Origin of the sequence: Faecalitalea cylindroides ATCC 27803 (assembly GCF_000469305.1) — a bacterium.
GTDB classification, from domain to species: Bacteria; Bacillota_I; Bacilli_A; order Erysipelotrichales; family Erysipelotrichaceae; genus Faecalitalea; species Faecalitalea cylindroides.
The window spans coordinates 1-12,413 of the sequence record NZ_KI270950.1; the positions used below are offsets into that span (position 1 = coordinate 1).

Below are 12,413 nucleotides of genomic sequence, written 5' to 3' on the forward strand. Positions count from 1 at the left end.
TCGTTGCCTTGTTAACGGAAGGCAACCGGATAGACTTACTTTGATTTCACTCTATCAGCTCAAAGGTGAGTTCATAAACACAGGTTCACTGTTTTCCACCAACCAACAGCTCGCTATAGAACGCTCATGTTTATTTTTTCCTTATCAACGCTTTCATAAATTTATGTTTTAATCATAATGAAACAAAATTCATTTGTCAAGAAAGAAAATGTAAGAGAATGTAAATTGCAATTGTAAATAAATAAAACTCTGTCAAATAGACATTTGATCCTTTTGGTGCTAGACTAGGGACATGAAAAAAACAAATACATATAGATATAATGATGAAGATGACCGTCTTCTCATTGAAGATATATTAGATTTTATAAAAACATTTCTAATCTGCTCTTTGATTGTGATCTTTATCAATACTTTTTTATTTTCACCAAAACAAGTTTCTGGGCGAAGCATGCATCCAACATTGCAGAATCACCAAAAAGGTGTCACAAATGTGTTAAATGCCAATATCAATGGCATTCAACGTTATGATATCGTAGTCGCAAAGATCATTGAAAACAATGAAACATCCGAAGTCATCAAACGTGTAATTGGAATGCCCAATGATACAATTTCCTGTAAAGATGAAGTTATTTACATTAACGGCGAACCCTTGGACGAGCCTTATTTGAACACTTCGTATAAAGATGATTGGGTCTCTAAGAATTATTACTTCACAAAAAATTTCAGTGAAGTAAAACTCGGTGAAGATGAATACTTCCTCATGGGTGATAATCGTCCCTTATCACAAGATTCACGTGATTTTGGTCCTGTCAAAAGAGAACAGATCCTCGCAAAGGATTTTCTTGTATTATGGCCACTTAGTGAAATCAGCTATCTAAGCTAAAAGGCAACCATTATGCGGTTGCCTTTTCTATTAATGCCATTTTTTCTTCCCATTCATTCATTAGGGCATTGATTTCATTATGTTTATCATCAATTTGTTGATCTAATTCTTCCATTTTCTGATAATCTTGATAATACTCAGGTTCATAACGCAGTTCTCGCAATGACTCTAAATCAAGTTCAGCTTCTTCCAACATTTTTTCTAACTTAGCCACACGATTTTTTAGAGCTTTAGAATCCTGGAAAGAAACTTTTGTTGCCGGTTGTTCTTTAACTTCCTGTACGCTTTCTACCAATTCATCATTTTTGGCCTTTTCAAGATATTCTTCATAAGTCAGATTATATACAAAACTTTTATCCGCTTCCATTTTCAAGATGCGATTAGCCATCTTTTTCAAGAACATACGATCGTGACTTACAAAAAGGATCGTACCATCGTATTTCATCAAAGCTTCTTCCAGTGCTTCCTTAGCCGGAATATCCAAGTGATTTGTCGGCTCATCCAACAATAATAAATTATCATGATCCAACATTAACTTTGCCAAAGCCAGACGCACTCTTTCTCCACCTGAAAGTGAAGAAACATCCTTAAAAACTTCTTCCTGCGTAAAAAGAAAGCTTGCCAGGATATTACGAATCTCCGTTTGTGTCGCATTTGGATCTTCATCCCATAGTTCATCCAAAACGTTCTTGTTTGAGACCATCTGAGCACTTTCCTGATTGAAATACCCAACGTCAATCTGGTGACCAAATTTAAATTCACCAGATATTTTTTCGATCTGTCCCACCAAGGTTTTGATCAAAGTAGATTTTCCAATTCCATTTGGACCAATGATACCCATTCGCTGCTTCTGAAGCAATTCAAAAGAGACAGTTGATAACACGTTATCACCATAACCAATCTTTAAATCTTCAACGCTCAAAACACGTTTTCCGCCTTTTCGATACGATGAAAAATTGGCCTTGATCCTGGAAGAATCTTGTTTAAAATCTTCGATACGTTCCATACGATCCAAATATTTTTGTTTGCTCTTGGCAAAAGCAGCCTTGTTTTTCTTATAGCGAAATTTATCGATCAGTGTTTCCAATCGTTGAATTTCCTGCTGCTGACGAATATAAGCTTCATGATTTTTCTTTAAATATTCTTCTTTGGCTTTGATATAGTGCGTATAATTTCCCACATAGCGCATGCTCTTGCCAAACTCAATTTCTACGATCTCATCGACAACATTATCTAAGAACATACGGTCATGGCTTACCAGAATAACCGCAAATGGATAATGTTTGATATAGTTTTCCAACCATTCGATCGAATCCATATCCAAATGGTTTGTCGGCTCATCCAACAGTAAAATATCTGGCTTGCTTAAAAGAAGTTTTACTAAGGCAATTCGTGTTTTTTGCCCTGAGCTGAACTGGTTTAATGGTTTATCTAGATCTTCTTTTGTAAATTGAAAATGAAAGAATACACTTTGAAGTTCTACTTCATACTGATATCCATTTAAAGCTTCGAAACGCTGTTGAAGCTTATCATACCTTTCTAATTCTTTCTCATTGGCATCAAATTCTAAGCGATTTGCCTGTTCTAATAATTGTTTTTCTAAAGAACGAACTTCTTTAAAGGCATCCAACAGTTCTTCATATACCGTTTTTGTCTCATCTAAGAAGGTAATTTGAGAAAGATAACCAATCTTTGTTCCATTGGCAACAAACCTTGAACCTGAATCCATAGGCTCTTTTTCACATATGATCTTTAATAGAGTCGTCTTTCCACACCCATTACGCCCTACAAGCGCAATTTTTTCATTATCTTTGATCTGAATGTTCACCCTATCAAGCACGACATCAGCTCCATAGGATTTCACAACATCATTCAGTTGTAGTTTCATCCGTTTCCCCTTCTATCTCATAATAATTTGTGATCGCATCCGCAATACTTGTTGCGATCGTTTCTTTGTTTTCTAAATAATAATTAATGCTGTCGGTACTGGCTAAATTGGCAAACTGAAAATATATCGAATTCATTCCATAATAATCCGCATATGCTTGATTCGACTTAGAGCTTTCTGCTTGTCCAGCAAACGTAGCTTTTCCTCCTGTTTCTCTTAACTGAGGATATAATTCAAATTTCGTACTATTTCCTTCTTCATCCACACGAAGTGAATCATATAAGATACCTAGATTTAAATTCTCCTGCGCACTGATATCTGGCAATTCTATTCCATTCTGCAACAAAGTATATGAAACTTCATTCGCCAGCAAACCACTTGTATATGGTGATATCATCATAATTGGTCGAGTTTGTGTTTCATCCACAAGCATGCCTAAAGAAATAAATACTTTAGCCTGTTTCTCATAACCAATACCTGCTCTGCCACTCTTTCCATAATAGCTAGGTGTTGACTCTGCATCTCGTGTTAATTCCACACGTAAACCCTTGGCCTCTAATTTTTCTTTTAACATCTCAGCTAATTCCAAACTTGCCGATGCCTCATTGATCAAGTCGTTGCCAACGCCATAATCAATGGAGTTATCTGCTTCATTGTATACATTTCCACCTGGATCGATCAAAACGTCAATGGTCCTGACCATCGGTATATTATCCACTACAGAAATAAAAACATAGTTTTTATCCATATTGACTCCAAAGTCTTTTAAATAATCTTTAGAAGCATGAACCTGAACATTTTTAACCATTTCATTACGGCGCATAGTAGAAAAATTTAAAGATTCTTCTTCATCCTGGAAATATAATCTTTTTTTGACATAGTTATCATATACATAGACTTCATACAAACCTTGTGAAAGAGAAGCTAAACCAATCCCAGAATCTACACCACCAGAAAAAGTATAGCTGATTTCTTCTTCTGTCTCTACATTTCTAAGAAGTACATTCATCCCCTGCATTGGATCTACATTGCCATCGTATTCATTGGCATAGAACATCATATTCTCACCATAAATCAAATAATCATTGGCTTCATATGCATTCTTGAATTTCTCTGAAACATTTTCTTGAACAACACTTCTATCTAAAAGTTCTAAATATGATATACCCAGTTTATCTAATTGTGTTGGTCTTGTGACATACAAAAAAACAGAAACGCAGCTTAAGGCAATCACGATCACAAATAAGATACAAGTTCTTGGATTATGTAATGCTCGACCAAAAGAACGTAACAATTGAATAAATTTTCTAATTCCTCGCACAAATTTTTTCATACGATATTTATATCAAAGCCTCTAAAAAAAAACAAGACAGGAAATAGCTTAGCTAACATCCATAACGGTATTATTACTATTTTTTAAAATTTTTTTGTCCTTTTTATCATTTGAGGTGTGATAGATAATTAGGAGGACTATAAGATGAATACAGTATTCTTAAATAAGCAGTTCAATGACAACCGTTTCATTCTGTGCTATCGTACACTTGAGGATAAGGATGGATCCTGCCTATGAATCGATTCGATACCGTTTCCAACCGCTTCTGGTATGATCCTGCTCGCTTTGCCTCTTTCATGAACGCCAATCTATATGCAGGCAAAGATATCATACAGCCTGATGATCTTGTTCCTGTCGATCGCAGATATGATCACTATACCCGTGATGTCATCATGAAATGGACAACAGACAAACAGGAAATGTATCTTGCCATTGAAAACCAGCTGGTCGAGGATCTGACCATGCCGTATCGCAATGCCATGTATGATATGAAAAGCTATGAATCCCAGATAAGGAGACTAAAAAGAAACCACAGGGAAACCAGGGATCTTGAAGATCCTCTTGAAACCATATCCAGGATCAAGAAAGAAGATAGACTGATCCCCTGCATCACATTTGTGATCTATTACGGGCAGGAAGAATGGAAGCATCATAAAAGCCTGAAGGATATGTTCGGATACAAACAAATAAACGATGCGAATATGCTGGAAAGCAGAATGAACCTGGTCCAGATCTGTAAAGATGATCCAAGACGATATAGAAACAGGGATATCTAGATGTGCATCGACATTGCTCAGCTGATGTTTCAAAAGGATCTGGAAACGATCAAGAAGAGATACAGACAAAAGATCGACAAGGAAGTCGTGATGATGGTGTGTGCTCTGACAGGATCCAGACGACTGGAATTGATCATAAGCAAAGAAGAAGGAGATGAGATAGATATGTGCAAGGCCATTGAGGAATGGGAAGAAGAAGTCAGCAAACAGGCAAGAAATGAAGGAAGGTTAAAAGGCGAAAGAAAACAAATTCTTCAATTTATTCAGGAAATGCTAGAAAAAGGATATACAGATGAAATGATCCTAGGCTTTAAAAGTGTGACAAAACAACTGCTGAAACAAGCTAAATTAAGCCATTAAAAAATGCCAGGTAACTCTAACTTAGAGCTGCCTGGCACTACTTTTTTATAGATTAGAAAATCAAGTTTCTTGGTGTTCTTGGGTATGGTTGAACATCACGAATGTTCTGTACACCACTTAAGTACATTAACATACGGTCAAATCCTAAACCAAAACCACTATGCTTGCATCCTCCAAAACGGCGAAGATCCAAGTACCACTGTAGCGTTTCTTGAGCAATGCCCATTTCTTTGATCTTAGCTTCTAAAACATCATAACGTTCTTCACGTTGTGATCCACCTACAAGTTCTCCTACATATGGAACAAGCAAATCACATGCTGCAACGGTCTTTTGATCATCGTTAACACGCATATAGAAAGCTTTGATTTCTTTTGGATAGTCAATCAAGAATACAGGTCCTTTAACGACTTTTTCACAGATATAACGTTCATGTTCACTTTGAAGATCCATGCCCCAGAAGATATCTTTATTTTCGAAAGTATCTTTTACCTTCTCTAATTCTTTGATAGCTTCAGTATATGTCATGCGCTTAAAGTTCGAATTAGCTACTTCTGTAATACGCTTGATACAGTCTTTATCGATCATTTTTTCAAAGAATTCCATTTCTTCTTTAGCATGTTCTAGACAATATTTAATACAGTATTTGATCATCTCTTCAATGCAGTCCATATTGTCAGAAAGATCGGCAAATGCCAATTCCGGTTCGATCATCCAAAACTCACTGGCATGACGAGTTGTGTTTGAATTTTCTGCACGGAATGTAGGTCCAAATGTATAAACATTACGATATGTCTGGGCAAAAGGTTCTACATGAAGCTGACCGGAAACTGTTAACTGAGCATGTTTGCCAAAGAAGTCTTTTTCGTATTCATCATCTTGACGACATGTTACTGTAAAGCATTCTCCTGCACCTTCTGCATCATTTCCAGTGATTTCTGGTGTATGCACATACACAAATCCACGATCCTGGAAGAACGTGTGGATTGCCATGCTTAAAACACTTCTTAAGCGGAACATAGCATAATATGTGTTAGCTCTAGGACGAATATGAGGAATTTCTCTCATATATTCAAAACTGTGACGTTTTTTCTGAAGCGGATAATCGTGATCACACAATCCCAAAACTTCAACACTCGTTGCCTGAATTTCAAAAGGCTGCTTTGCCTCTGGTGTTAATACCACTGTACCTTTTACTTCCAAAGCGGAACCAAGTGTAATCTTAGATACTTCATCAAAATTATTCAAAGCATCTGTATATACAATTTGTACATTGGAAAAACAAGATCCATCGTTCAATTCAATAAAGCCTAAAGCTTTTGATTTTCGATTCGTTCTTACCCATCCTTGTAATACAACTTCTTTTTGATCATACTGCTCAAATGTTTCTTTTAATTTTTTAACTAACATAATACCTTTCCTTTCCATAAAAAAAACGTCCCTGTATCAGGAACGATAATAACCGCGGTGCCATCCGATTTCATACAAAAAGTATGCTCTTTAATGAAAAGATAACGGTCTTCAACCGAAACTGTCTACTTAATTTCTCCAGTTTAACTCAGCAGCTGTTACCTTAGAAAACAAGTACGATCTATCTTTCACCAACGATAGATTCTCTGTAACGCCTTTATTTACCAGACTTCTGCTTCTTTGTCTTTGATTCCAGTGAATTGGTCATAAAAACCAGTTCTTGAATAGATGATACCACATCAATACTTTTAATGACAACCCCCTTAGGTGCCAAAAAATGCTGATGTGTAAAATCTACGATACCTGTAATTCCACAATCGACTAAACGATCCACAGTCTCTTGAACATTATGCGAAATCGTTAAGATCGCTATACGACATCCCTTAGGAATTTTTTCCTCTAGAAGATCCATAGAATAGACCTCTACACCAAACTGAGTACCGCATTTAGCTTTATCAATATCAAATGCGCACTCAATTTCACCAACGACATAATCCCATTTATTATAATTCATCAAGGCACGGCCCAGGTTTCCAGCTCCTACTAAAATGATCTTTTCATCAAAATTTACACCAAGCTGTCCATTGAAAATTTCGATAAGTTTGTCCACATCATAGCCATATCCTTGTTTACCAAGATTTCCCAGAAAAGAAAAATCACGACGAATCGTTGTTGGTTCAATATCAACAAAACTTGAAAGTTCCTTTGACATGATTCTCTCAACACCGTTTTTTTGTAAGCGACGAAGCGCCTTAAGATAAACTGGATAACGTTGAAGAGTGGCTTTAGGTACATTATTTGTTGTCATAAATACATCTCCATCTGTTCTATTCCTATTCTATCACTTTTTTTACATTTGTGAAATAGTGAACAAATAAAAAGTCATCCTGCGATGACTATTCATGTGAGTTTGGATGAACAGAAAGATCGACTGCTAAACACAATGGGTCAAGCTCTTCCTGCAATACCATTAATCGATTTTCAAAAACATAAGGATACCCTACTTGAATCAAAGTAATATAAGAACCCACATACATGATCAAAGAAAGGATCCAACTTAATACAAAGCTAACATTACAAACCAAAACGATCAAAGCTAAAAAAATGATCGATATAAATAATGATATAAACAAAGCTTTTTTCTTAAAATCTAAAGCCATATTTTTATAATATGGTCTTTTTTTATTTAAGAATGTTAATGTATATTCATCAAAACTATCACTAAATTCAATATTTTTGATGTTCTTGTTGAATTTTTTCATTTTCTTGCATTCGGCCATTTGTTGAATACGCAGTATGCAATACATCATAGCCTTTTTCTTTTCCTGTTTGTGATATTTTTGATAATAAAGCTCCAACAGTTTCATATAATCATTGTCGGATAATTTTGTAGAAATCATGGATTCAGCAATCCCATCAAGGCGCTCGCTCAATACATCGCTAAAAATCAAAGTATTATCTCGAGAGCGTCGTTCGATCTCTTTTAATGCTCCTAAAAAATGATCTGCCATAATTACGCTTTTTTATAAGCCTTCAATGCCTTCGCAATTTGATCTGGGCAGGAAGTCGGTTTATTGTGACAACGAATTCCTTCAAGTTTTTCGATTGCCTCATCAATTGGCATTCCTTTTAATAATGCTGAGATTCCTTGAAGATTTCCATGACATCCTCCAATGACATTTAGATTGTTGATCTTATCATCCTCTACTTCAAATTCAAACAATCTTGAACATACCCCGCTTGGCTGATAATTAAATTTCTCCATATTTTACCATTCCTTTCTGTACTCTTATATAAACCTGATTGCTGATGATTGCAATCAATAAGCCACTTACAATAGATAAAGCCAATAATATCGGCAAAAATAACTGCATAAAATATTGCTGGTATATCAATGTTATCATAATAACCTGGCCAACGCTGTGAAAGCAGGCACCTATAACACTAATTCCATAAATTGAAAAAACTTTTGCCTTTTTAAATATGGTCATCATGATCAAAGACAAGAATCCCCCAGATAAGGACAACCAGAAACTGACCGAAAAAATCGTTCCCATCATCAAAGAAGCTAATACGATACGAAGCAAGGCGACACACCACATAGAGGGTATATCCCATAACATTAATGTCAATAAAGAAACGATATTCGCAAAGCCAATCTTAAACCCAGGCACAAAGATGACAACAGGCACAAAGCTCTCGATAATTTGCAGCATGATTCCACATCCAACCATCAAGGCTAGAAAAATAATCTTACGTGTGCTTTTCATTGTATCAACAGATCCTCTTGGGGATTATCCGCTTCTATGGTAACGACCGTATCATTTGGCAGGCAAACAATAGGAACGTTTGGATCTGAGACAAATCCCTGTTTAGAACAAATATGCTGCGGACTGTTTTCCTGTGTTACGCGAATTTGATTATCTTTGACTTCGATATGTACTTTTCCATTTGTGCCATCAACTTCATACTCTTCATCTTGACTTAGATCAATGCGTAATACTTCTTCATTCTTAACGGTAACAACCGCTGTATTAGAAGCTGGAGCATTATTCAAGATAGGTATGAATAATAAGATCGAAGCTATCATCATAACAACGATCAAAACCTTATCTGCCTTTGTCATAAATGAATTATACAACAAATTAACCCAACGTACTATCTAAAATCATCATGCAGACAAATCCAAGAGCAAATAAGATCGTTCCTATATTGGAGTGTTTGCCATGCTGACTAGAAGGAATCAACTCTTCTACCACGCAATAAACCATTGCACCTGCCGCAAAAGCCAATAACCAGGGAAGCAAAGGCCTGATCAAATGACTGGCAAATATCGTTATGATCGCACCAATTGGTTCAACGATTCCCGAAGCACTACCATATAAAAAAGCTTTAAAACGACTCATGCCTGCCTGATGCAAAGGCATAGAGAGAACCGCACCTTCAGGGATATTTTGAATCGCAATTCCTAGAGCCAAGGCAAAAGCTGCTCCCGTACTCATGGCAACACTTTGATCTACGATTGATGCAAACACGATACCTAAAGCCATTCCTTCAGGAATATTGTGTAATGTCATCGCTAGAAATAATTTAGTTGTTTTCGTCCAGGAAGTTTTAATTCCTTCTTCTTCATCGCTGTTCACATGAACATGCGGAATGACAACATCCAGCAGCAACAAAAAACCAATACCACCAAGAAATCCTAAACTTGCGATCATCCATCCAATATTTCCATCATTGTCTGCCTGTTCAATACTAGGTAGTAAAAGACTAAATACACTAGCTGCCATCATAACACCACCGGCAAATCCAAGTAGAGCTTTCTCGACAATTTCCGGAAAATCTTTTTTTAATAAAAATACCATGGCACTTCCTAAAACCGTACCTAAAAACGGAGCCACGACCCCAATCATCACATTAAAGTCCATAATACCCTTTCTAAGTAATATTCACATGTACATTTTTTTCAACCGCATTGCCATAGCGATCGGAAATTTTCAATACGATATCCACACTGCCTGCCTGGGCAGTACTGAAATTTTGATTCACACTATAGGAAACACCACTTAAATCACTGGCATCAAAATACTGTGACCAGTCAATAATCGTTTCTCTGGCAACACTGATTTCAGTTGGTGCATTGTTTACTGTTGGTGGTTGAGTGTCTTTGATCTTGATCTTAAACGGATACTCTTTATCCCCATCAACGATCTTAAAATCATATTCCCCTACAACTAGATAATCCATACCACCTGTAATGAATCGATTATCCATCTTTCGAATCCCACTGGAAACAGCTTGAACACTCATATTGGATGTATCATAGTTTTTATCTTCTTTTACATATAGAGCTGGATTAGCATAGACATCTTTTCCCAATTCAATCGTAAATGTCTGTTTTTGAAGTTCAATTTGGCTCGAACATCCTGTACAGACCAACAAACAAATTAATATAATCCATAATTTACGCATTTGGATCCTCCATTACTTCCATAGCCAATTCTTTGATTTTTGCCAAACGATGCTTCATTCCGGATTTTGAAATAATATCTCCATATTCACGATATACTTCATCGCATAACTCATTCATACTTGCTTCTGGAAATTTCTTACGAATCGTAATCACATTTTGGATCTTCTTCGAAATTTTAAGCTTCGATGCATTTTTTTCGATAATCTCGATATATTCCAATTGTTTTTTAGCAGCTTTCATAGCCTTCATTTCATTGGCCACTTCACAATTATCCAAACGTGTAATTTGATTGTAGAAATCTCTTTGAATACGTGAATCTTCAAATTCAAATAAAGCATCCGATGCATTACACAAACGTAAAAAATCAGCAATTTTTTCTCCCGCCTTCATATACACGACAAATTGATTTTTGCGTTTAATGATCTTGGCTGGAAGATAAAAACGTTCCATGAGTTTTTGAATCGTTTTGGCAAGGTCTTCATCTGTACAAGTAATTTCCATATGGTAGTTTGTCGTCTTGGGATCATTGATTGATCCACTAGCTAAAAAACAGCCTTGAAGATAGGCTCTTGCCATTTTTTCAGAGCGAATCATCTTGGAACGAGGCGTTGTATGAAGTCCAGTATCTGTCATGATCTGAAGATCCTGCAATATCTCTTCAGCTTTTTCATAAACTTGAATACGATAGATATTGTTCTTTTTTAACTGCATTTTTTTTAATACCGCTAATCGTGGATCGACATGATAATTTTGTTTCAAAAGTTGAAATACGTGTTTGGCAATCGTCGCATTTTCACTTTGAAAAGACAAATACATACCCTGCCAGTTCATATGCAAACTAGCACGTATTTGAAAAAGCGCACATAACTGTGCCTTGGAGGCATTGGCATCGACTTCATCTTTACATATTTGATTTTTTACTTCACTTGTAAATGACATGCAATTCCTCCTTCTATATTGTTTGTATCACTTCTTCGATCACTTTCTTTACTGCATCAGGATTATGACGAATTCGACCTTTTTCATCAAACATGATCAATTTACGAACGATAATTCGATAAGAATGTTCGTGTTCCTTGATCTTCACAGGATAACTTCCTTGTTTTGCATAAGCTTCCAATATGTTTTGTGGAATATAAGAATCATTTACGATCGCCAGATCGACCGCATTTTTAAATGAATGTTTTTCAATTGCACGAATATGATCTTCCACACTAAAATCATCGGTTTCTCCAGGTTGAGACATTGCATTGCAAAAATAAATTTTCTGGCATGGATTCCGTTTGATTTCATCTACAATTTCCGGAATGATCAAATTTGGCATGATCGATGTATAAAGCGAACCGATTCCATAAATAATTAGATCGGCTTTACGAATTGCCTTTAGTGCATCCCTTTGGGGTTCCACTCTCTTTTGATAAAACACATGATCAATAGAGTTATTTAGAGTTGGTATATTGTTTTCTCCACGCACTAAAGTTCCATCTTCCATCATAGCATATAGAGTCACTGTATCTAAAGTACTTGGCAAAATAGTTCCCTTCACTTTTAAAATTCGACTGATTGCCTGAATAGCCCCCATAAAAGAACCTGTTATATCCATCAAAGATAGAAAGATCAAATTTCCTAAATTATGTCCTCCGATATCTTTGCTTCCTTCAAAGCGATAGCTCATCATATCACGAAACAGATGTTCATTTTCATCCGACAATTGTATTAAATGGTCTTTGAA

At 36.0% G+C, this 12,413-nt stretch carries 15 protein-coding genes and 1 other annotated feature; of the genes, 3 read left to right on the forward strand and 12 right to left on the reverse strand.

Annotation, left to right across the window (positions count from 1 at the left end; genetic code table 11):
* Positions 1–292: 292 nt before the first annotated feature.
* On the forward strand, positions 293–883 hold the full coding sequence (gene lepB / locus HMPREF0367_RS00380) for a signal peptidase I (RefSeq protein ID WP_015536084.1): 591 nt from the start codon (positions 293–295) through the stop codon (positions 881–883).
* A 10-nt stretch (positions 884–893) separates the two neighbouring features.
* Here the strand turns inward: lepB and HMPREF0367_RS00385 are convergent, their stop codons facing one another.
* Positions 894–2,771: an ABC-F family ATP-binding cassette domain-containing protein gene (locus HMPREF0367_RS00385; RefSeq protein WP_035400064.1), complete on the reverse strand. Its 1,878-nt coding sequence runs from the start codon at positions 2,769–2,771 to the stop codon at positions 894–896.
* Positions 2,752–4,104 (reverse strand): N-acetylmuramoyl-L-alanine amidase CwlD, encoded by a 1,353-nt coding sequence (locus HMPREF0367_RS00390; protein ID WP_022355436.1) that lies wholly within the window; start codon positions 4,102–4,104, stop codon positions 2,752–2,754. Before HMPREF0367_RS00390 ends, HMPREF0367_RS00385 begins: the two co-directional genes overlap by 20 nt.
* A gap of 233 nt (positions 4,105–4,337) precedes the next feature.
* Here HMPREF0367_RS00390 and HMPREF0367_RS00395 point away from each other — a divergent pair, with 233 nt between their 5' ends.
* Entirely contained in the window at positions 4,338–4,880 is a 543-nt protein-coding gene (locus tag HMPREF0367_RS00395; protein WP_035400068.1) for a hypothetical protein, read from the forward strand.
* A 24-nt stretch (positions 4,881–4,904) separates the two neighbouring features.
* Positions 4,905–5,240, forward strand: coding sequence for a hypothetical protein (locus HMPREF0367_RS00400; protein WP_148449338.1), 336 nt, complete (start codon positions 4,905–4,907; stop codon positions 5,238–5,240).
* Between the two features lie 52 nt (positions 5,241–5,292).
* Here HMPREF0367_RS00400 and asnS read toward each other — a convergent pair whose 3' ends face one another.
* From asnS to HMPREF0367_RS00450, 10 genes are all read right to left on the reverse strand, one after another.
* Positions 5,293–6,648 carry an asparagine--tRNA ligase gene (gene asnS / locus HMPREF0367_RS00405; protein ID WP_022356027.1) on the reverse strand — a complete coding sequence of 452 codons (1,356 nt, stop codon included), beginning with the start codon at positions 6,646–6,648 and terminating at the stop codon, positions 5,293–5,295.
* A gap of 35 nt (positions 6,649–6,683) precedes the next feature.
* Positions 6,684–6,898 (reverse strand) — a binding site (T-box leader).
* Positions 6,866–7,516, reverse strand: a complete 651-nt coding sequence (locus HMPREF0367_RS00410) for a redox-sensing transcriptional repressor Rex (RefSeq protein ID WP_022356026.1) — start codon at positions 7,514–7,516, stop codon at positions 6,866–6,868. It overlaps the preceding feature by 33 nt.
* 88 nt (positions 7,517–7,604) lie before the next feature.
* A complete protein-coding gene (locus HMPREF0367_RS00415) occupies positions 7,605–8,219 on the reverse strand; it encodes a hypothetical protein (RefSeq protein ID WP_035400073.1) in 615 nt (204 codons plus the stop codon).
* Between the two features lie 2 nt (positions 8,220–8,221).
* Positions 8,222–8,473 carry a TIGR03905 family TSCPD domain-containing protein gene (locus HMPREF0367_RS00420; RefSeq protein WP_015536090.1) on the reverse strand — a complete coding sequence of 84 codons (252 nt, stop codon included), beginning with the start codon at positions 8,471–8,473 and terminating at the stop codon, positions 8,222–8,224.
* Positions 8,460–8,978, reverse strand: coding sequence for a Gx transporter family protein (locus tag HMPREF0367_RS00425; RefSeq protein ID WP_015536091.1), 519 nt, complete (start codon positions 8,976–8,978; stop codon positions 8,460–8,462). The genes HMPREF0367_RS00420 and HMPREF0367_RS00425 overlap by 14 nt, the downstream gene beginning before the upstream one ends.
* Positions 8,975–9,334: a NusG domain II-containing protein gene (locus tag HMPREF0367_RS00430; protein ID WP_015536092.1), complete on the reverse strand. Its 360-nt coding sequence runs from the start codon at positions 9,332–9,334 to the stop codon at positions 8,975–8,977. The genes HMPREF0367_RS00425 and HMPREF0367_RS00430 overlap by 4 nt, the downstream gene beginning before the upstream one ends.
* Before the next feature lie 19 nt (positions 9,335–9,353).
* Positions 9,354–10,136: a ZIP family metal transporter gene (locus HMPREF0367_RS00435; protein ID WP_015536093.1), complete on the reverse strand. Its 783-nt coding sequence runs from the start codon at positions 10,134–10,136 to the stop codon at positions 9,354–9,356.
* Between the two features lie 10 nt (positions 10,137–10,146).
* Positions 10,147–10,680, reverse strand: a complete 534-nt coding sequence (locus tag HMPREF0367_RS00440; RefSeq protein ID WP_035400077.1) for a hypothetical protein — start codon at positions 10,678–10,680, stop codon at positions 10,147–10,149.
* Positions 10,673–11,620 (reverse strand): DNA-binding protein WhiA, encoded by a 948-nt coding sequence (gene whiA / locus HMPREF0367_RS00445; RefSeq protein ID WP_015536095.1) that lies wholly within the window; start codon positions 11,618–11,620, stop codon positions 10,673–10,675. Before whiA ends, HMPREF0367_RS00440 begins: the two co-directional genes overlap by 8 nt.
* A 13-nt stretch (positions 11,621–11,633) precedes the next feature.
* The coding region (locus HMPREF0367_RS00450; RefSeq protein WP_035400079.1) for a gluconeogenesis factor YvcK family protein at positions 11,634–12,413 on the reverse strand (780 nt) is incomplete at its 5' end.

Excerpts from the sequence above, each read along its gene's own strand:
- HMPREF0367_RS00400 (WP_148449338.1), top strand. The coding sequence starts at position 4,905 with ATGTTTCAAAAGGATCTGGAAACGATCAAGAAGAGATACAGACAAAAG.
- HMPREF0367_RS00385 (WP_035400064.1), bottom strand. The coding sequence starts at position 2,771 with ATGAAACTACAACTGAATGATGTTGTGAAATCCTATGGAGCTGATGTC.
- asnS (WP_022356027.1), bottom strand. The coding sequence starts at position 6,648 with ATGTTAGTTAAAAAATTAAAAGAAACATTTGAGCAGTATGATCAAAAA.
- HMPREF0367_RS00410 (WP_022356026.1), bottom strand. The coding sequence starts at position 7,516 with ATGACAACAAATAATGTACCTAAAGCCACTCTTCAACGTTATCCAGTT.
- HMPREF0367_RS00390 (WP_022355436.1), bottom strand. The coding sequence starts at position 4,104 with ATGAAAAAATTTGTGCGAGGAATTAGAAAATTTATTCAATTGTTACGT.
- HMPREF0367_RS00440 (WP_035400077.1), bottom strand. The coding sequence starts at position 10,680 with ATGCGTAAATTATGGATTATATTAATTTGTTTGTTGGTCTGTACAGGA.
- whiA (WP_015536095.1), bottom strand. The coding sequence starts at position 11,620 with ATGTCATTTACAAGTGAAGTAAAAAATCAAATATGTAAAGATGAAGTC.
- lepB (WP_015536084.1), top strand. The coding sequence starts at position 293 with ATGAAAAAAACAAATACATATAGATATAATGATGAAGATGACCGTCTT.
- HMPREF0367_RS00415 (WP_035400073.1), bottom strand. The coding sequence starts at position 8,219 with ATGGCAGATCATTTTTTAGGAGCATTAAAAGAGATCGAACGACGCTCT.
- HMPREF0367_RS00420 (WP_015536090.1), bottom strand. The coding sequence starts at position 8,473 with ATGGAGAAATTTAATTATCAGCCAAGCGGGGTATGTTCAAGATTGTTT.
- HMPREF0367_RS00425 (WP_015536091.1), bottom strand. The coding sequence starts at position 8,978 with ATGAAAAGCACACGTAAGATTATTTTTCTAGCCTTGATGGTTGGATGT.
- HMPREF0367_RS00430 (WP_015536092.1), bottom strand. The coding sequence starts at position 9,334 with ATGACAAAGGCAGATAAGGTTTTGATCGTTGTTATGATGATAGCTTCG.
- HMPREF0367_RS00395 (WP_035400068.1), top strand. The coding sequence starts at position 4,338 with ATGAATCGATTCGATACCGTTTCCAACCGCTTCTGGTATGATCCTGCT.
- HMPREF0367_RS00435 (WP_015536093.1), bottom strand. The coding sequence starts at position 10,136 with ATGGACTTTAATGTGATGATTGGGGTCGTGGCTCCGTTTTTAGGTACG.